We start from the raw sequence: 22458 nt of genomic DNA on the forward strand, positions 1-22458 counted from the left end.
CATGGATAGAGTTCAGATCGTAGAGTTCCCGGAAACCAAAATAGCCGTTATTGAGCATCGTGGCTCACCGGCGCTGGAGCATCAGTCGGTGTTAAAGCTGGTGCAGTGGCGCAAGGCCAACCAGATGCCGCCTTCTGCTGTTCACCGCAGCTACGGCATTCACTATAACGACCCCTTCCATGTTGCGCCTCAGGCTTACCGCGTAGACCTCGCGGTTTCGGTGCAGCAGGATGTGCCGGAAAATGATTTTGGCGTGATCAATAAGGTGATACCGGCGCTGCGCTGTGCCATGGCGCGGCACCTGGGTTCGCGCACCAATGTATCAACCGCTAAGTTCTTGATGGAAAAATGGTTGCCGCAAAGCGGTGAAACGCTGGCGGATTTCCCGGTGTTTTTTCACTATGTGAATGTCGGCCCCGATATCAAAGAAGACGACATGATCACCGATGTCTACCTGCCAATTCAGCCTTAGTGACCGAATTTTCCGCATGAACCACTCGCTTTGCAAACACATGCCGGCGGGTTTGACCCGGCCGGCATTTTTTGTGGGCGCTACTTACGTGCGTAGTGGGTCGATTTAACTCTGTTACCGTTTTTATCCTTCACGATTGAAACCCAGTTGGCAGCGAAGCTTTCGCCATCAAACTGAATGTTGCCCTCGCGTGAATAAATAAAGGTTTCAGTGAAATCTTTCGAGCAGATTTCGGCGCCAATGCAGCCGTCGATATCAATCGCGTTGACGCTGATATCGGCCGTGGCTGTGCTACCGATGGCATCCTTCGGTTGCAACACGTTCAGGAAGCAGATGTTCTGCGCTGGCGTCGCGTTTTCAACCAACAGGGTTTTCAGGCTGATGCGACGAATATCATCTGGCCGTTGCGGTGTCATGATCTCTTCCACCAGTGTTTCTTCAATCTTCGAGCTTCGCGCCGCCGGCGATACCGGGAAGATATTCAATGCACCGTTACCGTTGACGATTTCAAACTGGTTCTCACTCACTTCGTTGGCGAATTTTTCTGAATGAATGCGCCAGGTGTAGGTGTGCTCCAGCGTACTTTCCAGCTCATCGAGCACGATAAAGTAACCGCATTCGCTGCTGATGATATGACGGGCAGCACGGTTGAGCTGCATTTCCGGATAGTACATCTTGCTGGCTTCACCCACGGCGTAGGTGTAGCCGCCGTCATTGACGTAGGCTTCAATCTCGGCTGTGGCTTCTTCCGGCACATCCCGCCAGACATTGAAAATACCCTTGCAGTTCAGGTCGAACAGTTCCGGGTCCGCCAGGCTGTGGGTCTCCCAGATTTTTTCACCGACACAACCGGTACCGTCGACGGTAACCACGTTGTGAATCTCGGCTTTGGAGGTTCGGTTGTAGCCTTCATCAATGGCCAGATAAGCGCCATTGTGCACCAGGACAAAGCTGTTGAAGTCGACATGGTAGTGGGTCAGGCTGCGGGTGAACCAGCCGTTCTTTTTATCCAGCGCCCAGCTGTGCTGCCACTGCTTATGGCCGCCCGGCGGGCTGGTTTTAAACGACAGGTGCGTAGCGCCGGTATCCCAGCCGGAACGCATGACCACCAGGCCTAAGTCTTCAAAGTAGGCGTTGAGTGGCAGAGCTTCCGGAGATTTCTGTTCAACCGCCGGGTTGTACCAGATCAGCTCCAGGAAGGCCTCGGGCAGAATGCCGGGGAAAATCTTGCTCTGATACTGCTCGCGGAATAGAAACTCGGTACGTACCTTTTCGGCCAGCCACTGGGCGCAGCCATCGTTGTATTCCGTGGCGATCTTGTAATAGGCGGCAATGGAATGCGAGCTGCGCTTATCGTGAGCGTCGGCGAAGTTGATGTTTTCTTCCCAGTTGGGCGCGCACTGGTACAGGCGGTAGGCGAAGGTGTTCTTTAAAAACGGCGATTCAAAGTGATTGCTGCCGCCGTCTTTGCGGATTAAATCGGCCGCCGTCAGGAACGAGTTCATGGCGTAGCGCCAGTACACGGTGCCTTCGTAGTTGGAGCCGTCTTCGGGCATGTAATCAAACACTTTATCGAAGTTGTCTTTGATTTCGGCAATCCAGGTTTCTGCACCCGGGTATTCGCTGCGGATGGCGCAGGCGGTCGTGAGCAGGCCGGCGTAGTTGATCCAGTTGTGGTTCTGCCAGTAGTTGGTTGACCAGCAGTGGCCCAGGTTTTCCTGGCCGTAGTTGAAAATTTTGTTGCCCTGCAGCGCCAGTTTATCCAAAAACAGTTTGCGTTCTTCTTCGCTCAGGAAGTCTTTGATCCAGTCGTATGAAAGCCCTAAACCGTACAGTAGCCACGAGGCACTGAGGTCAACATCGACCAGAAAGCCATAGCCCCAAACGTCGTAACCGACCGCGGTGAAGATCCAGCGTTTGGCTTCTTCCAGGTAGTGCGGTTGCTCGGTGAGCAGGTAAGCCAGGCTTAAATTGGCCGCCGCCATGCCCATGTAGGTAATGCTGGTAGGCGGGTGCTCTTTGGAAAGTTTTTCGCCTTCGTACAGCCGGCATTGTTCAATCAGCCGGATGAAGTGTTCTTTGCGCGTTGTTGTCAGTTCTGCTTTTAATGCTTCGAGTTGATCATCGATAAGCAAGTAATTCATTGTGAACTCCCACGAGGAATCGCCTGTAGGACGGAGTCAGGTGATTTCGTTGCTTGAATGTAAACAGGCAAACAATTGCCATCGGTTGAAGCGGGCTGTGCCGGCTTCTGTCGAGCTGAGAGTAAAGCGAGTTCTGGAATCCATTCCTAAAGCCGGGTGCATTATTTTTAGTTATGTCTGGTGACCGGCTTGGTTTTTATGGCGCCTAATTCTGGAGGAATTTGAACGCTTGTCAAATGCCACAGGCCGGCGAAGCTGCTTTTAGCGGCCTGCCTGCTGCGGAAACAAAAACTGAATAACCCGTTCGGCGACTTCACCGGCATCGTTCAGCGGCCATTGTTCGCGCGGGCAGCGTTGCAGCGGTTCATCACAGGCGACGGCGATGATGTTTTCATCCGTTTCACACAACAGCGGCTTGCCGGTGGCGGGGCGATGGATTTCCAGTTTAGGTATTGCGCTGTGACGGTAGCCTTCTACCAGAACGCAATCGAGGTTGGCCCAGTCGAGCAGGCGCAGCTGGGCGCTGAGATTGTCGCTGTCTGGCTGCGGTAAGAACAACGCCACCTGATTGGGCGAGGCCAGCAGCATCTGGCTGGCGCCGCTTTCGCGCAGGCGATGACTGTCCTTTCCGGGCTTATCGAGTTCCATGGTGTGGTGGCTGTGTTTAACCACGGCGACCCGAATGCCGCGCTCGGTCAACAGCGGTATCAGCTTGCACAGCAGGGTGGTTTTGCCGCTGCCGCTAAAGCCGGCCATGCCCAGTATCGGGGCTGGCCAGGGTTGAGGGTTCTGGTCATTCATCGTGTTAACAGGCCCTGGGGTGTGCCGCCGGGGGCGTGCGGTTTGTTTCAGTGTTCTTTTTTGTCCTGGAGGTTTTTCCGCGCCTGTGCCCAGGGGTCGAAGCTGTCTTCGCTGCTGCTTGACTCACGCGCGGGCTTGCGTGCCGGGCGCTCTCGGGTATTGGCGGAGTGGCTCGGGCGGTCATTGCCGCGTCGGTGCGCGGGTTTGTTGTGCGGGCGATCCGCGGCCTGCTTGCGCTTGCGTTCGTTGGCTTCTTTCAGCTCTTCCAGTGTGAAGGTAACCGGTTCACGCGGCTTCTGATGCTCCGGGATAATTCGGTCACGCGGTGGCAGGGCATATTGGGTGTTATCCGGACGCGGCAGGTTTTTGAACTTGTACAGGTAAAAAGCTTCGATCTTCTCGCGCGCCCACTCGGTCTTTTTCAGGAACTTCATGCTGCCCTTAATGGAAGGGTTCAGCTGAAAGCATTTGAAGTTCAGTGCTTCGCCCAGAATTTCGTAGCCGTAAAAGTCGACCAGCTCGGTGATCAGGGTTTCCAGCTTAAGGCCGTGGAGTGGGTTGTTTTCGTACTGTTCTGTCATGGGGGGTCACTGGTGGTATTTTGTGGCAAGCATTCTAGCAGGTTGTTGATAAACTATCTGCGTTATCATAGCGCCATCTAACGCATGAAGGATGAAGTATGAACCCCTATCAACCGATGATGGATCTGGCGCTGCTGCTTGGCCAGCAGGCCGGGCAGGAGATTTCCGGTTTACGTTCGAAACTGAAGATCGATTTCAAGCATGACGATACCGAGCTGGTCACCCAGGCGGATGTCGCCGCCGATAAGCTCATCAGCAGCGGTATTCAGAAGGCGTTTCCGCAGCACGATATTCTCTCCGAAGAGCTGGCTCCCGAGGCCAGTACCGATTGCGAGCACCTGTGGATCATCGATCCGATCGATGGCACGGTCAACTACGCACACGGTCATGCTCAGGTTGCGGTGTCGATTGCCTATTTCTACAAAGGCGACTGCAAGGTGGCGGTGGTGCATAACCCCTTCGCGCAGGAAACCTTTACCGCCATGGCCGGCCGCGGTGCTTTTCTGAACGGCGACAAGATTGGCGTTTCCGGTAAGCAGGTGCTGAGACGGGCACTGGTCGCCACCGGTTTTCCGTATCAAAAAGAAACCATTGATCAGCTGATGAAACGCGCCACCGCGGTGCTGAAGAACTGCGCGGATATCCGCCGCATTGGCTCTGCCGCGCTGGATATCTGCTGGGTGGCCTGTGGCCGGTTGGATGCCTATTACGAAAGCGTACAGCCGTGGGATGCTGCCGCCGCCAGTTTGATTGCCCGCGAAGCCGGTGCCAGCTTCGGGCATCTTTACCCGGTACCGCCTGCGGAAAACCCGCAGATATACAGTGCCGATATTGTCGTGGCCACGCCTGCGGTATTCGATGGTTTAAAGGCGCTGCTGCTGGCTGCTGACAATTCCTAACAGAAGCGAGGCCGGGGCGAACTATAATTACTGGTAACCTGTTTGACCGGAGTCCACCCTATGAAAGGCTTTATCGCGACAGCGGCTTGTATCGTCGCCCTGAGCGCCTGTAATACCGATGATTCGTCACAGACTGAAACCGGCTATCTGTCACTGCAGATGACCGATGGCGCGGTCACCAATGCCGTTGCCGTTTACCTCACGGCCTCGGCCATTACCCTGAAAGGGCCCGACGGTCAGCTGACCTACACCTTTACCGACGAGTTTGGTGAACCCATGCCAAAGCAGATCGACCTGCTGACGCTGACTGGAGACAGTGCCGAAGCCTTTATTGAAGACTGGGAGGTGACCGCCGGTGAGTACCAGTGGCTGCGTCTGCATTCGGTGACCGAGGGTACTATGGATACCTATGTTGAACTGGACGATGGTTCGGTGCATGAGCTGACCATTCCTTCGGGCGATTTAAAGCTGGTCTCCGGCTTTACCGTGCCGGCTAATGGCAGTGCTGACTTCACCGTAGATATCGACCTCAACAAGGCGCTGGTGCACAGTGCATCCGGCTATAAGCTGAAGCCTGCCATGCGGCTGGTGGATAACGCGGAAGCAGGTCACATCGCCGGTAGCGTGGATGGCAACATCTATAGCGCCAATGAATGCACGCAGATTGCGGTCTATGCCTTTGCCGGCAGCGACACCGAAGCGGATGATATCTTTGCTGAAGAAACCGACCCGGAACTGATCGCCTGGGCGGTTAATGAAACCGGTGACTACGACTACCAGCTGGGGTTCCTGAGTGCCGGTGCTTACACCCTGCATTTGGCCTGCGACCCGGAGGATGACCCGGAAGCCGATGATGAGCTGAACTTTATTGAAGGGCAGTCGGCAAATGTGACGGTGATTAACGGCGAAACGGTGTTGGCCGATTTTAATCTCTAAGCCAGTGAAGTGAAAAAGGGCGCCTGAGTTCTGCTCAGACGCCCTTTTTTTGTTGCGCGTAAGCGATCAGGCAGCGCTGACTTCCTGCTGCGCCGGAGTCGCTTCAGCGTTGCGGGCGCTCAGCGACGGGGCAGTTTTGGCATGCGTCAGGTACAGCGGCAGGGTCGTTAAGAACAGGCCGCCGACGATGTTGCCAAGAATGGTTGGGATCAGGTTGTAGTTCAGCCAGGTTGCAATACCGAAGTCTGCGCCCAGCATGATGCCCAGCGGGAACAGGAACATGTTGACCACGGTGTGCTCAAACACCAGCGCAAAGAAGATAAATATTGGCAGCCACATGGCCAGAATTTTACCGGCGACGGTGCGTGCGGTCATGTTGCCGACTACGCCCAGGCACACCATCAGGTTACAGAAGACGGCACGCACAAAGCAGGTCATCCAGCCATCAAAGCCCATGGCTTCAAAGCCGGCTGAGCGGCCGGTGGAAACGGCAATGATTTTTGCTGCCACGGCGTTTGGCTCGATGGTGAAGTTGTTGCTCAGCGATAGTGCCACCAGGAAGGCGACAACCAGTGAGCCGATCAGGTTACCCAAACCGACCAAGCCCCAGCAGCGCAGAACGCGGCCCCAGGTAACACCCGGACGGTTTTCAAATTTGGCCAGTGGTGCCATGCCAAACACACCGGTCACCAGGTCGTAGCCCATCAGGCTTAAAATACAAAAGCCCACCGGGAACACCAGCGCGCCGACGACGCCCATGCCGGTTTGCACGATGGTGGTGATGGCAACCACCACCGCGAGTGAAAGAATAACGCCCGCCATGGTGCCGCGCAGCAGCAAATCGCGGCTGCTGGTATTCACCTTGGTTTCGCCCACATCAATCATGGTTTGTACAAACTCAGCTGGTTTTGGATCCGACATTGTTATGTCCTCATTTCAAAGTTAAAAAGTTTTTAAGCGTAAAGGGATACTGCAGCAGCCCCGTTCAGGGCTGCCGAAAATTTTTATAATTAGTTTTGGGATTTGCGTCGTGCTGTTAGGCCTGAAGCTCTACCTGTCCATCACTGACGCGCGCTGCATAGGCGCGAACAGAAAAGGCTTCGTCTTCCATACAGCGACCATCGCGCAGGTTAAAGCGCTGCTTCTTCAGCGGGCTGGCCACCCAAAGTTCATCCTTGTGCTCGGCAATCAGGCCGCGCGAGAGCACGTTGGATTTGGCAAAAGGGTCGCAGTTGCTGATGGCAAACACTTCAGCGTTGGCACGCGGGCGGAACACCGCCACCTGTTCACCGTTGAGCAGCGCACAAACGCCGGTACCGGGAACGATGTCTTCCAGGGCACAGATTTTTATCCAGGTGCTCATACGGTTTCCTCCGCGGTGGTACAGATGATGTCGCCGGCCAGCTCCGGGTATTTTTCAGAAAACGTTGCCGGGCGAACCTGATCGCGTTCGGTTACGAACACCACATTGCTGTCGCGCTCATCGGAGTTGATGAAGTGTTTGAAGCGTTTCAGCTGGGCTTCATCGTTGAGGGTTTCCTGCCATTCACAGCGGTAAGCATCGATCAGCTTTTGCACATCGGCTTCCAGTTGATCGTTGATGCCCAGTTTATCGTTGACCACAACCTCGCGCAGGTAATCGATACCGCCTTCCAGGTTTTCCAGCCACACCGAGGTGCGCTGAAGTTTATCGGCGGTACGGATGTAGAACATCATGAACCGGTCGATGTATTTAATCAGAGTGTCGTAATCCAGATCGGATGCCAGCAGATCGGCATGGCGCGGCTTCATGCCGCCGTTACCGCAGACATACATGTTCCAGCCGGCGTCGGTGGCGATGATGCCCAGGTCTTTGCCCTGCGCTTCGGCGCATTCACGGGTACAACCGGAAACCCCGAACTTCATCTTGTGGGGTGTACGAATGCCTTTGTAGCGGTTTTCAATATCCACGCCCAGGCCGACACTGTCTTGCACGCCATAACGGCACCAGGTTTTACCGACACAGGTTTTCGCCATGCGCAGCGCTTTGGCATAAGCCTGACCGGTTTCGAAGCCGGCGGAGATCAGCTTGCGCCAGATGTCCGGTAAATCGTCTTTTTGTGCGCCAAACAGGCCAATGCGCTGTGCGCCGGTGACCTTGGTATAGAGGCCATACTCTTCAGCCACGCCCGCCAATGCGGCCAGTGCCTGAGGTGTGACTTCACCGCCGGCCATACGCGGAATCACCGAGTAGGTACCGTCCTTCTGCATATTGCCGAGGAAGTTATCGTTGGTGTCGTGCAGGCTGACCAGTGAAGGTTTCAGAATGTGATCCCCCCAGCACGAAGCCAGAATAGAGCCGACTGCCGGCTTACAGACTTCACAGCCGTAACCCTTGCCGTATTTTTCGATCAGCGCGTCAAAACTCTGAATGCCTTCAATGCGGATCAGGTGGAACAGCTCCTGACGCGAATACTCGAAGTGTTCGCACAGGTGGTTGTTCACTTCCACCCCGGCCTTGGCCAGTTCGGCTTTCAGAACATCGGTCACCAGCGGGATGCAACCACCGCAACCGGTACCGGCGTTGGTCGCTGCTTTGACATCGGCAAGGGTGTGATTGCCAGCGGCCACGGCCTGAGCAATCTTGCCTTTGGTGACATCGAAGCAGGAACAGATGACGGCACTTTCCGGCAGCGCATCGGCACCGAGCGCCGGTTTTTCAGCACCGGCATGTGCGGGCAGAATTAGTGTGTCGGGTTTTTCCGGCAGATCGATGTCGTTCAGTTTTAATTGCAGCAGGTTGCCGTAGTCAGAGGTGTCGCCCACCAGGACCGCGCCCAATAATTTTTTTCCGTCTTTGGAGACGATTAAGCGCTTGTAAACCTCTTCGTCTTCGTTCAGATAAACGTAGCTCTTACAGTCGGGTGTGCGGCCATTGGCATCGCCGATGCTGCCCACATTAACACCCAGCAGTTTCAGCTTGGCGCTCATGTCTGCGCCTTCAAAGTGTTTTGTTTCACCCAGTAAATGACCGACGGCGATCTGGGCCATCTTGTAACCCGGTGCGACCAGTCCGAAGAAGCTTTGATTCCACGAAGCACACTCACCAATGGCGTAAATATTTTCATCGGACGTTTGGCAGTGATCGTTAATGGCAATGCCACCGCGAGGGGCAATGGCAAGCTCTGCCTGTTTCGCCAGTTTGTCCTGAGGCCGAATGCCGGTGGAGAAAACAATGAAATCAACTTCCAGGTCGGTGTCGTCTGCAAACTTCATGGTGTTACGGGCGTGGGTGCCCTGCGCTAAAATTTCCAGTGTGTTTTTGCTGGTGTGAACCTGAACACCCATACGCTCAATTTTTTTGCGCAGTTGCTGGCCGCCCTGCTGATCGAGCTGCTCTGCCATCAGTACCGGTGCAAATTCAACCACATGGGTTTCAACGCCGAGCGCTTTCAGTGCGCCGGCCGCTTCCAGACCCAACAGGCCGCCACCAACCACCGCACCGCGCTGACTGTTTTTAGCGGTTGCTTCAATGGCTTTTAAATCTTCGATGGTGCGGTACACGAAGCAATCGGAATTTTCATTGCCTTTAATCGGCGGTACCCACGGGTAAGAGCCAGTCGCCAAAATCAGCTTATCGTAAGCTACTTCGCGACCACTGCTGGAATAAACAATTTTGTTCTGACGATTGATGTTAATCGCACGCTCACCAATCAACACCTTAATGTTGTGCTTCTGATAGAAGCCTTCTTTAACCAGCGATAATTCATCCGCGGTGTGATGCGAAAAGTAAGAGGACAGGTGCACACGGTCGTACGCAACACGAGGTTCTTCGCAGAAGACAGTGACGTCTGTTTCCTGCGGGTTGGATCGTTCCACCAACTCCTCGATAAAGCGATGCCCGACCATGCCATTACCAATAATGACAAGTCTGCTTTTGCGGTTCATTCTTTTAATTTTCCGGTAGTTTTAAGTCGAGTTTGAGCGGTATGTTATTTATACAAAGGCAGGTTTTTCTGATGGAAATCAATTGATTTACAGAGATTTCTGTCAATACCTCTTCAGAGGTATTCTAAGAAATTCTCTGGTTTTTCGATGTGTGAACAGTGAAAGGTGCGTGCTTTGTGGGCGGCAGAAGAGTTTCAGAAAACCCTTTAAAAGTAGGGGTTATTTTACGGAGTCGTGATTAAAAAAGTAGTATTTATTAGCTTTGTTTTTTTGCCGAAGAATTTCAGCGGGCCGTGCAGGTGCCCGTTTTTTTACCGGCACCTGAACGGTTATGGGTTCATCAATCGTAGTAGCTGTCTACCAGATTAGTGTACATGGTGTAACCGGCCATACCGACTTCGTTATCAACCGTTTCAACCAGCATGCGTCCACGCACCCAAACCGGTTCGTCGATGCTTTTCAGTTTTATGCCCTGCGTTTCAACGTACACCATCTGGTTGGGTGACGGCGGCGGTGTATGAATACAGGCACCGAAGTAAGGCACCAGAAAGAAGCTGGTGACCTTATCGCCATCCATTTCCAGCGGCACGATAAAGCCCGGCAGTTTGGCGTAAACACCTTCCAGAGTATCAACCATGGGCGCGCGACGGTTAATGTCCATCAGGTCGGCATACAGGCGCTGAGTTTCCGGATCGTCATCGGTCATGTTTTCGATGTTGTAAGACGAAAAGTCGAGCTCGTTGTACATGGTATTGGGGTCGAAATCGAGCGGCATCAGGTCATCCCAGGTGAGTTCCTGATAATTGGGTTCTGCCGCGACCACTGTGTTGACCGAGAGGCAGACAAAAGCGGCCAATAAATAATTCAGTAAAGCAATTTTTCGCATCGTGGTTCCTTATCTGCGGATAATTAAGCCATCCGCCAGAGATCGTTTATAGGCGGCAATACCCGGTATTAAACCTAATAAAAAGGTTGCCAGCAAAAAGCCCCCAAGCGTCAGGGATAATGCCAGTGACGGTACGGAAAGGCTCAGGTTAATGCCAAACTGCTCTTGCACGATGGGCGCCAGCGCCAGTATCGAGAGCGCATGCAGCAGGTAACCGGCAATCACCGATACCACACCATAAAAGCCGGATTCCATCACCAACAGCGCCGCCACCTTGGAAGAGCTCAGGCCAATGGCCCGTAAGACCGCCATTTCGCGTTGACGTTCATTCAGGCTGGTGAGGATTACGGTGGTCATACCGAGCAGCGCCGTAATGGCCACAATCACCGAAACTGCGATCAGTGCGTTTTCTGCCAGACCGATCAGCTGCCACAGGCCCGCCAGTGCCGTGCCGGGGATAATAGCAGTGAGCGGCTCGGCCCGATAATTATTTACCAAGCGCTGGAATGTGAAAATCTGCATGCGTGATTTCAGGCCGATCATCGCGGCGGTGATGCTGTCCGGTTGCAGATCCATGGTCAGTGCCTGCTCGGCACTGATTTTCACGCCCGGCAGTTTCACACCGTTGATCCAGTCGACATGAATGGCGGTGATGGCTTCCAGTGAGACAAACAGGCTTTTATCAATTGGGGTGCCGGTGGCTTTTAAGATGCCGGTCACGGTAAAGGGCTTATCGCCGTGTTCGGTAAAGGAGGTTTTACCCACGCCGTGCGCCACCACAATTTCATCGCCAACCTTGTAGCCCAGGCTTTTTGCCACCTCGGCACCGAGGACTACATCAAAAACGCCATCGAAGGCTTCGCCATCGGCAAAGGCCAGGTTCTGTTTTTTGCCGTAACGGTAGTGCGTAAACATCGTGGTATCGGTACCGACCACGCGGTAACCGCGGTGCGAGTCACCGAGCGAAATGGGAATGGCCCAGTCGATTTCTTTTTGGGCAATCAGTTCCTGATAACTTTGCCAGCTGATGTTGTTGGTGGCGTTACCGAGGTGAAATACAGAATAGAGCAGCAGGTTCAGGCTGCCGGTGCGCGCGCCGATAATCAGATCGGTACCGGAAACGGTATTGGCAAAGCTGGCGCGGGTATCCAGCCGCAGCCGGTCGACGGTCAGCAGCAGGACGTTACTCATTACCAGCATGGCGAGCGTCATCAGTACCGTGGCCTTGCGGTTGGCCAGGCTCTTCAGGGTCAGGCGGAATAAAATCATTGTTCGGCCTCCTGTAAACGCGATGGCAGGGTCATGCTTTGCCCGAAGAATTCCGCCAGTGTGCGGTCGTGGCTGACGAAGACCAGCGTGGAATTAATTTCGCTGCACTTTTGCTTCAGTGTTTCCATGAAGTTTTGAATGTTGTCGTGATCCAGCGCCGAGGTCGGTTCATCGGCGATGATGATAGACGGGTTGCCGATCAGCGCGCGCGCCGCGGCCACACGTTGTTGCTGACCCACAGAAAGCCGCATGACCGAGGTATGAAACAGCGCTTTGGGGATGTTCAGGCTGGTCAGACCGTAGTGGGCGGCTTCCTCAACCGAGCCGTACTGCTCAATCGCGTTGCGCTCACGTTGCTTCGAGGCATGGCAGGGCAGGGTGACGTTTTCCATCACCGTCAGGTAGGGCAGCAGATTAAACTGTTGGAAGATGTAACCGATGTTATCGGCACGGAACTTATCTCGCTGGGCGTGGCTCATGGTGGCGAAGTTCTGGCCCAGCACTTCCAGCTTACCGCTCTGAATGCTCAGCACGCCGGCCAGAATGTTCAGCAGCGTGCTTTTGCCGCTGCCGCTGGCGCCGTGAATAAAGAAGGTATCGCCTGCGTTAATGTTCAGTTCTTTGATATCCAGTGTGGCATGGCTTTGGCCGGGCCAGGTGTGGATCAGAGATTCAATGCTGATTGCTGTCATGAGTTGCCTGATCTTGGTTTTGCGTTGAGTTCAGTCAGTTAGTCGTAAGGCGCTGCTCTGCCCGGATGAGAAAAGCAGGCCTTTGACGAAGGCGTTGTGCCGACGCTTAGAACTTCACCTTCGTTTGCTTAGGGTTAGCCTCGGCCATTCCGCTGCTATCGCCGACGAGGTATTCCACATCAATATCGGCAAAGTTAGGGAAGGCTTCAAACAGCTTTACATCGACATCCTTCAGCTTGGCGACGTTATCACAGTGGAACGCCCAGTGAACATGAATCTCGGAGTGAACAGAGCCCTCGTGATCATGATCATGATCGTCATGATCCTCGTGGTCTGCATGGGCTTCGTGGTCACCATGTTCTTCGTGCTCATGCCCGTGCTCTTCATCGTGAAAATGCGCGCGCACATAATCCATAATTTCAGATTCAATCTCCACCGCTTCAAGTTCGCACTTGGCGCTTTTGCTCAGCTGAACCAGTTTCAGGCCTTCTTCAGAGAGCTCGTGGCGGGCATGGTGCGCAACTTCGAGCTGCTCATCGGTAGAAGGCATGTGCTCAAAGCCAATGACGTTATAGGCCGGCGTTTCCAGAATTACTTCAACGTGTTCGCCTTCCTGGGCAATCAATAGCTTGGCAGCGCCGTGCTCGTGTGCGCCGTGCTGGCGTTCGGTTTCTGCCTGTGCTGCGGTGCATAGAGTGAGCGCGATGGCGGCTGTCAGAGAGAGTTTTTTCATTTCTAAATACCTGATTCAAAGTCTAATAATTGGATGTTCGTTAGGTTAATAAATGGGTTGTCGACGGAGGTATCAGAATGGCAGGCGGGGCACGGGCGTAAATCCGCGAGGCATAAACAAAGATAAACTCAGGGTCTGCCAGGCTGTAATTCTCTTCCGCGCGATAGGCCCTGACCGGCAGTGGATCGCTGGCCTGAGTCAGTGCGGTAAAAGCCTGTGCCGAGCAAATTGAACAGTACCGGTAGTGTGTATCTTCATCAACGCTCTCCATGTTGAGTTCGCTGATGTGAAGGTGTGCGTGATCTTCAAGGCTGTGGGCTTCTGCCTCAGGCAGGTGCTCAAGTTTATGCACCAGCAGAAAGCTGGCGCTGTAAACGAGCAGCGCGCACAGGGCAGCAATGTAGGAACGGTGAAAGCGCACAATAAAGGGACCGGGCAGTAAGTCGTACGGAATGATACATTGTATCATTGGGCGGTCAAGGCGCCTTTAGGCCCAGTGCAACGAATTTACAACCTGCCTGCTCGTGGCGTTCCGGGCGGCGAGCCAAGACTGCCCTTATCGGCTGTGACAGCGATCATCGCAGAGCAAACGCTTCACCGGCACACGGTTCGGGTTTTAACGTAAGCTGTTTGCCATTTAAAGCGCTGCAGGAAATGAATTTTTTTACTCGACTGATTAACAATTGATGCATTTAAAAAGACCGATTTAATTGATCAAATATGGCGCGCCGATTTTATTTTTTTGTATTTTTTGGTGCGTTATTTTTCACTAAAGCCGGCGCCTGAAATTGCTCAGTGACGCTAAAGGCCGGATACAAAAAGGAATTCACTTTTTTGGCACTGCCGTTGCTATATTGTTTTCGGAACTGCAGCCGGGCAAACGCAAAAAACGATCTGACCGGCTGCCGCAGTTTTTCAAACCGGCCGCTAACGAAGGCGGCAAATAATCTGAATACCCCTCAAAACTAAAGTCTGTTGAACAACGCCGTTCATTGTTCAGGAGCACCCTAACTTTTTCAAAACCCGAGCTGAGACTGCCTACCAATGCCTGATATTGGTGGGTCGTTTTGTGCTGATTAAAAGGAAATGAATATGGCTTATTTAGAACCGAAAGAATTTGTCACCAAGATGGTGGATGCCGGTGAACAGAAAATTTTCATGTCCACCAAAGATACCTTCATTCGTGCGTTTATGGCCGGTGCCATTCTCGCCCTGGCGGCGTTTTTCGCCATTACCGTGATTACCAATACCGGCAATGCACTGTTGGGTGCGGTGCTGTTCCCGGTCGGCTTTATTATGCTGTACCTGATGAAGTTTGATCTGCTGACCGGTGTGTTTACGTTGGTGCCACTGGCGGTGATTGATAAGCGACCGGGCTGCGATATGAGCTCATTGCTACGCAACTGGGGCCTGGTGTTTTTGGGTAACTTTGCCGGTGCGCTGATGGTAGCGTTTTTTGCTTCGTTTATTCTGACTTACGGCTACAACACCGATGGCGGTGCCGTTGCGGCCAAGGTGAGCACCATTGGTGAATCGCGTACGCTGGGTTACAAAGAACACGGCTTAGCCGGTTGGTTCACGATTTTTATTCGCGGTATGTTGTGTAACTGGATGGTATCGATGGGTGTGGTGGGTGCGATGATTTCAACATCGGCCGGCAGCAAAATGGCGGCGATGTGGATGCCGATCATGCTGTTCTTCTACATGGCATTTGAGCACTCAATTGTGAACATGTTCCTGTTCCCGTTCTCTATGATTATGGGTGGTGACTTCACCGTTGGCGATTACTTCCTGTGGAACGAAATTCCAACGGCGCTGGGTAACCTGTTTGGTGGTTTCCTGTTGGTGGGAATGCCGCTGTACCTGACGCATGTGCGCACCAGTAAAGCGCGCAAAGCCGGCAAAAAGGCTGCTAAACCCGTAGCCGCGTTGTAATCAACAGCAATCTTCTGGAGTTGGGCCGGGCTGTTTCTTGCAAGCAGCCTGGCTCTTTTTTGTTTTGGATGTACAAAACATGGCGAGAAAACTGAGTATCAGCACGGGCGCTTACAGTGACAAGGGCCGCAAAAAAATCAATCAGGATTTTAACGCCTTGCGGCAACCGAAAGAGCCACTGCGAACTGAAAAAGGCTTCGCTGTCGCGCTGGCCGATGGCATCAGTACCAGCTCGGTCAGTGATCAGGCCAGTAAGGCGGCAGTGAATGGTTTTCTGGAAGATTACTTTTCCACACCGGAAACCTGGAGCGTTAAGAAGTCCGCTCAGTGTGTGTTATCCGCCATTAATTCCTGGCTGTATTCTCAGAATCAGCGTACGCCGTATCGCTACAATCCGGATACCGGCTATGTCTGTACGTTTTCTGCTTTGGTGGTGAAATCTTCGACCGCCTATATTTTTCATACCGGCGACAATCGCATCTATCGGCTCAACAATAACCGCCTGGAAGCCTTAACACGCGAACATCGGGTCGCGGCACCGGAAGGCAAGCACTACCTGAAACATGCACTGGGCATCGACGCGCGGTTGTCGTTCGATTACCAAAGCCTGAAGCTGGAAGCAGGCGACACCTTTTTACTGGTGACCGACGGCATCTTTGAATCGGTTACCGATGAGGCCATGGCCGGAATTTGCCGTGAGTACGCCGAAGATCTCAATGTTGCGGCACAACAGATCGCCGAGCAGGCTTACCTGAACGGCAGCGAAGATAACCTGACGGTGCAGATTGTCCGTATCGACGATCTGCCACTGAAAAGCGCCGGTGAAACGCTGCAGGCTTATGCCCGTTTGCCTTTCGTACCGGCACTGCAGCCGGGCAGTTGTGTTGACGGTTTGCGGATGATTCGGCCGTTGCATGTCAGCGGGCGCAGCCATGTGTACCTGGCCAAAGATGAAGCACGCGATCAGCCATTGGTGTTTAAAATTCCCGCTTCGGAAATCCACGAAAGTGACGCCGCCTTAGAGCGCTTTTTACTGGAAGAGTGGATTGCCAAGAAGATAAACAACACCCATGTGTTGCGCCCTTACCTGAGCCACCGTAAGCGCCATTACTTTTATTCATTGAGCGAGTATGTTGAAGGGCAAACGCTGGCCGAGTGGATGCAGGACAATCCGAAACCGAGCCTGGCACAGGTGCGAAATATTATCGAGCAGATTGCCAAAGGCCTGCAGGCGTTTCACCGGCTGGAGATGATTCATCAGGATCTGCGCCCGGAAAACATCCTCATCGATAACGAGGGCACCGTTAAGATCATCGACTTCGGCTCAACCTGGGTTGCCGGGCTGGAAGAGTTGTCTCTGCCGGTCAGTCGCGAAGAGGTTTTGGGCACGGTACAGTACGCGGCACCGGAATACTTTCTTGGCGAGTATGGCACCGCTCAATCGGATATGTTTTCGCTGGCGGTGATGACCTATCAGATGCTGGCCGGCCGGCTGCCCTATGGCAATGCCGTGGCTAAATCCAAAACCCGCGCGGCGCAGCGCAAACTGAAGTACAAAAGCGTTTTGCATGAACACAGCGACATTCCGGTCTGGGTTGATTTGACACTGCGCAAAGCGCTGCAACCCGACCCGTTCAAGCGCTATGATGAAATCACCGAATTTATCGCTGATCTGCGCAAACCCAATCCGAAATTTATTCATGAAACCCGGCCGCCGTTATTGGAGCGCAACCCGGTGTTGTTCTGGCAGCTGGTTTCCGGCACCTTGCTGATGGCCGTGGTGTATTTGGCCGGTTTGCAGTTGAGCGCTTAACTCAGCAGGTAAATTAAGCGCTGCCAAAGCGAGTGGCGTTTTACTTACAAACTTCCAGCCGAACCTCGGATTGATTTAATACTTCCTGAATATCCTGCGGCGGCTTTTCATCGGTAAATAAGGTCGTGGCCTCACTGATGTGGCAAAGCTCGATGGAGCCCTTGGGTGTGTACTTAGTGGAATCGAGCGCAACAAAAACGTTACGGGCCGATTTCATTGCAGCGCGGGCAATCGCCGATTCATTTAAATCGTATTCCAGCAACGTGCCATCGGCATCAATCGAGCCGGCGCTGGTAATTAAATAATCGAAGCGGAAGTTATTCACAAAATCGACGGCATCGGTGCCAATAATGCCGCCATTGTTGGCGCGTATTTTCCCGCTTGGAATGAGCACATCGAACGTCTTATTACCGTGCAGCACATTGGCCACTCTCAGTGAGTTGGTAATGACCTGCAGGTTGTTGCGCTTGAGCAGGTGAGTGGCAATGATCTCGGTCGTCGTGCCAATGGTCAGAAATACCGTGGAGCTATCGGGTATTAAATCGGCAATACGTTCAGCAATGGCGTTCTTCTCATCGGTTTCTGAAACCTTGCGGATTTCATAGTCGAGGTTCACCGTGCTCGACGGTGAGCTGGCACCGCCGTGGTGGCGAACAATCAAACGTTCATCGCTCAGTTTTTTAATATCCCGGCGGATGGTTTGGGTAGAAACGTCCAGCGACTCAGCAAGGTCTTCAACAGTGCAGTAACCCTGATCGATGACCTGCTTCAGTAGTTTCTCCTGACGAGGATTTGGCATAACGACTCTTTGGTTCATATGTTATTTTGATAACTCGGCGTTAACGGTTGCTCTAACTGGAATGCCGTCGCGCCCACCCGGTTTGGTGCACTTAATGGCGGCTACGGTATTAGAGAATTGAATGGATTCGCGGGTTTGCATCTTTTCTGCAATGGCGACGGTCAGTGCTCCGTGAAACACATCGCCTGCGCCGGTGGTGTCGACAACGTCAACCTTCATGCCGGCCTGATGCTGCAGTTTTTCGCCTTCCAACCAGTAACAGCCTTCGGAGCCAACGGTAACATATACGCGCCCTTCTGTCCTTTGCTGAGCCAGTCGTAAACCCGCTTCAGGGTCGGTTGTGCCGGTAAATTTAGCAAGCCCCGGTTCTGAAAAAGCGACGTGGTCGGCCAGTGCAACCAGCGATTCAATTGAGTCGGGCGAAAGGTCGGCATCGAGTACCGAGGGGATGCCCAGTTCTTTGGCTTTTTCCAGCGCGTAGCGGGCGCCTTCCGGCCAGCGAACATCACACAGAATGGCAGCGTAGCCCGAGAAATCGATGTTGTGCAGCGGCGATGGATCGCGGCTCAGGGATTTGTCCTGGTAGTTGATGATCATACGCTCGCCTTCATCATCCACGATGACGGCAGAAAACGCTGAGCTCGCTCCGGCAATTTCAATGCATTGATCGACACCGACGCCAAAGCCCGCCAGTTCGGTCAGCAGGCTATCGGCGACCGAGTCGTTACCCACGCGGCCAATGAAATCGACTGCATGGCCCAATCGGGCAATGGCTGCAGCGGCGGTGGCGGCTGGGCCTCCGCCCACTTCAAAATAATCGGTCGCAACGTATTTGCCGCCACGGGTGGGCAGGCTGGTAACGCGTTGAATTCTGTCGAGTACGGTGATTCCGAGGCAGGCGATAGTCATATTATTGTTCTCATTGGTTTATGCGTGGTGGTTATGTTCACAAATTTACTGTTCATTTTATAGATCTAACTCAATTTTTTGTATTTTATTGTTCATTATTTGTGTTATAAATACGCAAAACAACATGAAATGGACAAAAAACAACAAAAAGCACCATTCATTTCATCGTCAACATAAGCTTTAGCGTTAGTGCGCAGCCAGTTTGCGCCCAATTATCAGAGAAAAGGAAAAGACTATGTCATCTGTCGGTTTTATCGGTTTGGGGCAAATGGGTAGCCCAATGGCGGCCAACCTGATTAAAGGTGGTCACTCCGTTAAGGTATTCGATATCAATAAAGAGGCTGTGCAAGCATTGGTGAGTGCCGGTGCAAGCGCAGCTGCTACACCGGCAGAAGCTGCATCTGACAGCGAGTTCATTGTCACCATGCTGCCTAACGGCGCACTGGTCCGCAGTGTGATTTTTGGTGATCAGGGTGTTACCTCAAGCATGAGCCCGTCATCGCTGCTGATCGATATGTCGACCATCCACCCCTTCGAAACCGATGCACTGGTGAAAGATATGACGGCCGCCGGTTTTGACATGATGGAAGCGCCGGTTGGCCGTACCTCAGTTCATGCCATTAAAGGCGAGCTGTTGATTCTGGCCGGCGGTACCAAAGAACAGATTGCCCGCGCGCAGCCGCTGTTTGAATGCATGGGTTCAGAAACAGTGGATGCCGGCGGTGCCGGTATGGGCATCCGCGTGAAGATTATTAACAACTACATGAGCATTGCGCTGAATGCGCTGTCTGCCGAGGCCGCAACGCTTTCTGAAGCCATTGGTCTGGATTTCGATACCGCGCTGAAGGTCATGAGCGGCACGCCGGCCGGCAACGGTCATTTCAAAACCACCTGGCCGGGCAAAGTGCTGGCGGGTGATTTGTCACCGGCGTTCATGCTCGATCTGGCGCACAAAGATTTGGGTATTGCGCTCGACCTGGCCAATCAGGTGAACGTGCCAATGCCTTGTGGTGCTGCATCACGCGAGCTGTACAGCATTGCCCGCGCAGCCGGCCGAGGCCGTCAGGATTGGACTGCCGTGTTTGAACAGCTGCGGGTCACCTCCGGGCTGGAAGCAAAGATCAAGTAACGCTATTGGTGCATTAAAACAGGAAGCAGCAACGTGGAAATAACAGTAGAACCCTGGGGTGAAGTGGAAGGGCAGGAAATGCCGGTTCATTTACTGACACTGCGTAACCAGAACGGTATGCAGGTGTCGGTCACCAACTATGGCTGCATTGTCGCTTCCCTCTGTACGCCGGATAAACACGGCGAGCTGGCCGATGTGGTACTGGGCTACGAAAGCCTGGCGCAATACCTGGCCGGCCATCCGTTTTTTGGTGCCATTGCCGGGCGCTACGCCAACCGCATTGCTCAGGGTCAATACCTGCTGGATGGTGAAAGCTTTCAGCTGGAAACCAACGAACTTCCAACCGGCCAGCACTTACACGGCGGCACCAAGGGCTTCGATAAATACGTTTGGGCGTACAGTATTGAACGCAGCAGCGACGCGATTTTTGTGCACTTCAGCCGGGTTTCGCCGGATGGTGAATCGGGCTATGGCGGCACGCTGCAGGTGGTGCATTCAATCGGCCTGGATGAGCACAATCAGCTGCATTTCAATTTTAAAGCGACCACCGATAAGCCCACCGTAGTCAACCTGGTGAATCATGGCTACTACAACCTGGCGGGTCACAACAGCGGTTCAATTGAAGGCCATGAGCTGAAGATTTATGCCGATCTTTATACCCCGGTGGCGGATAACATGATCCCGACCGGTGAGTTGTTGGCCGTGAAAAACAGTGGTCTCGATTTCACCACCGCTCAGCGGATCGGCGATAACAGAGCCCTGCTTAACGAGGCGGGCTACGACCACAACTACGTGCTGCATCAGCGCGATAAAGAGGGTGAGTACGCTCTGGCGGCAGAATTGTACGACCCGGTTTCCGGCCGTGAAATGACCGTGCTGACAACACAACCGGGCGTTCAGTTTTACAGCGGCTTTAAGCTTTCGAACAAAAACTGGGTCGGCAAGGGCGGCTACAAATACGAGTCCTGCTCTGGGCTGTGCCTGGAAACACAGCACTTTCCAGACAGCCCAAACAAGGCTCATTTCCCTTCAACCCGGCTGAACCCGGGTGAAGTCTTTGAACAAAAAACCATTCATCGCTTCCGTACCCGATGAATAAAGAACCGAGCCGCTGGCCAATCGTCAGCGGCTGTGTACCGATTACCAAGAACGTTCATTTTTAATTTTTATGCAGGCAACGCATACAACAAAAAGAGGAAGAGCTGGCATGAAGTGGATAAATACCCGGTCGCACACCAATTGGCTGGAAACAGAAACCGATCGCATTTTTGAATTTGGCCGCAATGCGGTTGTGCCGAATGGCTTTGGCTGGATTGGCAACAACGGCAAGGTTCGTGAAGAGATGGGCACGCGGCTGTGGATAACCGCACGCATGCTGCATTGCTATGCCCTGGCCTCACTGATGGGCCGCCCCGGCGCTTACGATCTTGTCGAGCACGGCATCACCGCACTGGAAGGTCCGTTGAAAGATAAAACCTACGGCGGCTGGTATGCCACGGTCGATAACGAAGGCGATGGTATTGTTGATGCTTCCAAGCAGGGTTATCAGCACTGCTTCGTATTGCTGGCCGCAGCCAGTGCCGTGACCACCGGTCACCCGCGTGCACAGGCACTGCTCGATGAGGCCATCAAGGTTTATGAGCAGCACTTCTGGTGTGAAGACACGCAGATGTGTTTTGAATCGTGGGATGAAAAATTCACCAAAACCGAAGACTACCGTGGCGGCAACGCGGCGATGCATTCGGTTGAAGCCTTCCTGATTGTTTATGACGTCACCAAAGATAAAAAATGGCTCGACCGTGCCCTGCACATCACCGAATTCATGATTCATAAAACAGCCAAGGGCCTGAGCTATCGCGTCAACGAGCACTTCGATGCCGACTGGAACCCGCTGCCGGATTACAACAAAGAATCGCCGGCCAGCCACTTCCGTGCCTATGGCGGTACGCCGGGTCACTGGATTGAGTGGGGCCGTTTAATCTGCCATTTACGCGCCACGCTGTTGGATATTGGTGCGCAAACCCCCGACTGGCTGTTGGAAGATGCCATTGGCCTGTTCGATGCCACGGTACGCGATGCCTGGTATGTCGATGGTGCGCCGGGCTTTGTTTATTCGGTCGACTGGGATGGCAAGCCAGTGGTGCGTGAACGTATCCGCTGGGCACCGGTGGAAGCCATTGGCACCGCCTATGCGCTGTACAGCGTTACCGGTGACAAAAAGTACGAAGACTATTACCGCACCTGGTGGGATTACTGCCGTACCTATCTCATCGATTACGAAGGCTGCTCATGGTGGCAGGAGCTGGATGTCAACAATCAGGCCGGCACCAGCGTGGTGTGGGATGGCAAACAGGATATTTATCACCTGATGCACTGCCTGGTGATTCCAAGGCTGCCACTGACGCCGGGCTTGGCCCCTGCGGTTGCGGCGGGCCTGCTGGATCAGAACCTGGATTAAGTTTTTTAGCAAAAAATGCACTGGTGCATGGGGCGGCAGTGCTTATGGAATGATCATTTTTGTCCGTTTTTGGCA

The 22458-nt window shown here is 53.5% G+C and carries 21 protein-coding genes; 8 read left to right on the forward strand and 13 right to left on the reverse strand.

Features of this window, described 5'->3' with window-relative positions; translation table 11 throughout:
* Position 1 precedes the first annotated feature (1 nt).
* Positions 2 to 472: an AraC family transcriptional regulator gene (locus BCF53_RS09435; RefSeq protein ID WP_132701482.1), complete on the forward strand. Its 471-nt coding sequence runs from the start codon at positions 2 to 4 to the stop codon at positions 470 to 472.
* An 80-nt stretch (positions 473 to 552) separates the two neighbouring features.
* On the opposite strand, the gene BCF53_RS09440 is transcribed toward BCF53_RS09435, so the two are convergent.
* From BCF53_RS09440 to BCF53_RS09450, 3 genes are all read right to left on the reverse strand, one after another.
* Positions 553 to 2616, reverse strand: a complete 2064-nt coding sequence (locus tag BCF53_RS09440; RefSeq protein ID WP_132701483.1) for a DUF4962 domain-containing protein — start codon at positions 2614 to 2616, stop codon at positions 553 to 555.
* A gap of 261 nt (positions 2617 to 2877) precedes the next feature.
* Complete coding sequence (gene mobB, locus BCF53_RS09445; RefSeq protein ID WP_132701484.1) at positions 2878 to 3417, reverse strand: molybdopterin-guanine dinucleotide biosynthesis protein B; 540 nt, start codon at positions 3415 to 3417, stop codon at positions 2878 to 2880.
* Between the two features lie 47 nt (positions 3418 to 3464).
* A complete protein-coding gene (locus BCF53_RS09450; protein WP_132701485.1) occupies positions 3465 to 3998 on the reverse strand; it encodes a VF530 family protein in 534 nt (177 codons plus the stop codon).
* Positions 3999 to 4096: 98 nt separating this feature from the next.
* On the opposite strand from BCF53_RS09450, the gene BCF53_RS09455 reads away from it, so the two are divergent.
* Positions 4097 to 4897 (forward strand): inositol monophosphatase family protein, encoded by an 801-nt coding sequence (locus tag BCF53_RS09455; protein ID WP_132701486.1) that lies wholly within the window; start codon positions 4097 to 4099, stop codon positions 4895 to 4897.
* A 60-nt stretch (positions 4898 to 4957) separates the two neighbouring features.
* Complete coding sequence (locus BCF53_RS09460; RefSeq protein ID WP_132701487.1) at positions 4958 to 5833, forward strand: DUF4382 domain-containing protein; 876 nt, start codon at positions 4958 to 4960, stop codon at positions 5831 to 5833.
* A gap of 66 nt (positions 5834 to 5899) precedes the next feature.
* On the opposite strand, the gene BCF53_RS09465 is transcribed toward BCF53_RS09460, so the two are convergent.
* From BCF53_RS09465 to BCF53_RS09500, 8 genes are all read right to left on the reverse strand, one after another.
* Positions 5900 to 6754, reverse strand: coding sequence for a formate/nitrite transporter family protein (locus BCF53_RS09465; RefSeq protein ID WP_132701488.1), 855 nt, complete (start codon positions 6752 to 6754; stop codon positions 5900 to 5902).
* Positions 6755 to 6869: 115 nt separating this feature from the next.
* Positions 6870 to 7196, reverse strand: a complete 327-nt coding sequence (gene nirD / locus BCF53_RS09470) for a nitrite reductase small subunit NirD (RefSeq protein ID WP_132701489.1) — start codon at positions 7194 to 7196, stop codon at positions 6870 to 6872.
* The gene (nirB, locus tag BCF53_RS09475; RefSeq protein ID WP_132701490.1) at positions 7193 to 9760 is read right to left on the reverse strand and encodes a nitrite reductase large subunit NirB; all 2568 of its coding nucleotides are present in this window, start codon (positions 9758 to 9760) and stop codon (positions 7193 to 7195) included. The genes nirD and nirB overlap by 4 nt, the downstream gene beginning before the upstream one ends.
* A gap of 340 nt (positions 9761 to 10100) precedes the next feature.
* A complete protein-coding gene (locus BCF53_RS09480; protein WP_132701491.1) occupies positions 10101 to 10646 on the reverse strand; it encodes a DUF3299 domain-containing protein in 546 nt (181 codons plus the stop codon).
* 9 nt (positions 10647 to 10655) lie between these two features.
* Positions 10656 to 11915, reverse strand: a complete 1260-nt coding sequence (locus BCF53_RS09485) for an ABC transporter permease (RefSeq protein WP_132701492.1) — start codon at positions 11913 to 11915, stop codon at positions 10656 to 10658.
* Positions 11912 to 12607 carry an ABC transporter ATP-binding protein gene (locus tag BCF53_RS09490; RefSeq protein WP_132701493.1) on the reverse strand — a complete coding sequence of 232 codons (696 nt, stop codon included), beginning with the start codon at positions 12605 to 12607 and terminating at the stop codon, positions 11912 to 11914. The genes BCF53_RS09485 and BCF53_RS09490 overlap by 4 nt, the downstream gene beginning before the upstream one ends.
* Before the next feature lie 106 nt (positions 12608 to 12713).
* Positions 12714 to 13340 (reverse strand): ZrgA family zinc uptake protein, encoded by a 627-nt coding sequence (locus BCF53_RS09495; protein ID WP_132701494.1) that lies wholly within the window; start codon positions 13338 to 13340, stop codon positions 12714 to 12716.
* Positions 13341 to 13380: 40 nt separating this feature from the next.
* Complete coding sequence (locus tag BCF53_RS09500; RefSeq protein ID WP_132701495.1) at positions 13381 to 13809, reverse strand: hypothetical protein; 429 nt, start codon at positions 13807 to 13809, stop codon at positions 13381 to 13383.
* 623 nt (positions 13810 to 14432) lie between these two features.
* Between BCF53_RS09500 and BCF53_RS09505 the strand changes: the two genes are divergently transcribed.
* Both BCF53_RS09505 and BCF53_RS09510 read left to right on the forward strand, forming a co-directional pair.
* Complete coding sequence (locus BCF53_RS09505) at positions 14433 to 15275, forward strand: formate/nitrite transporter family protein (protein ID WP_132701496.1); 843 nt, start codon at positions 14433 to 14435, stop codon at positions 15273 to 15275.
* Positions 15276 to 15354: 79 nt separating this feature from the next.
* Positions 15355 to 17088 (forward strand): bifunctional protein-serine/threonine kinase/phosphatase, encoded by a 1734-nt coding sequence (locus BCF53_RS09510; RefSeq protein WP_132701497.1) that lies wholly within the window; start codon positions 15355 to 15357, stop codon positions 17086 to 17088.
* Positions 17089 to 17128: 40 nt separating this feature from the next.
* On the opposite strand, the gene BCF53_RS09515 is transcribed toward BCF53_RS09510, so the two are convergent.
* On the reverse strand, positions 17129 to 17887 hold the full coding sequence (locus tag BCF53_RS09515) for a DeoR/GlpR family DNA-binding transcription regulator (protein ID WP_207902692.1): 759 nt from the start codon (positions 17885 to 17887) through the stop codon (positions 17129 to 17131).
* A 21-nt stretch (positions 17888 to 17908) separates the two neighbouring features.
* Positions 17909 to 18796: a PfkB family carbohydrate kinase gene (locus BCF53_RS09520; protein ID WP_132701499.1), complete on the reverse strand. Its 888-nt coding sequence runs from the start codon at positions 18794 to 18796 to the stop codon at positions 17909 to 17911.
* A gap of 235 nt (positions 18797 to 19031) precedes the next feature.
* On the opposite strand from BCF53_RS09520, the gene yihU reads away from it, so the two are divergent.
* From yihU to BCF53_RS09535, 3 genes are all read left to right on the forward strand, one after another.
* Entirely contained in the window at positions 19032 to 19925 is an 894-nt protein-coding gene (gene yihU / locus BCF53_RS09525) for a sulfolactaldehyde 3-reductase (protein ID WP_132701500.1), read from the forward strand.
* Positions 19926 to 19958: 33 nt separating this feature from the next.
* A complete protein-coding gene (locus BCF53_RS09530; RefSeq protein WP_132701501.1) occupies positions 19959 to 21020 on the forward strand; it encodes an aldose epimerase family protein in 1062 nt (353 codons plus the stop codon).
* Positions 21021 to 21132: 112 nt separating this feature from the next.
* The gene (locus BCF53_RS09535; protein ID WP_132701502.1) at positions 21133 to 22383 is read left to right on the forward strand and encodes an AGE family epimerase/isomerase; all 1251 of its coding nucleotides are present in this window, start codon (positions 21133 to 21135) and stop codon (positions 22381 to 22383) included.
* Positions 22384 to 22458 lie beyond the last annotated feature (75 nt).

Source organism: Reinekea marinisedimentorum, from assembly GCF_004341165.1.
GTDB classification, from domain to species: Bacteria; Pseudomonadota; Gammaproteobacteria; order Pseudomonadales; family Natronospirillaceae; genus Reinekea; species Reinekea marinisedimentorum.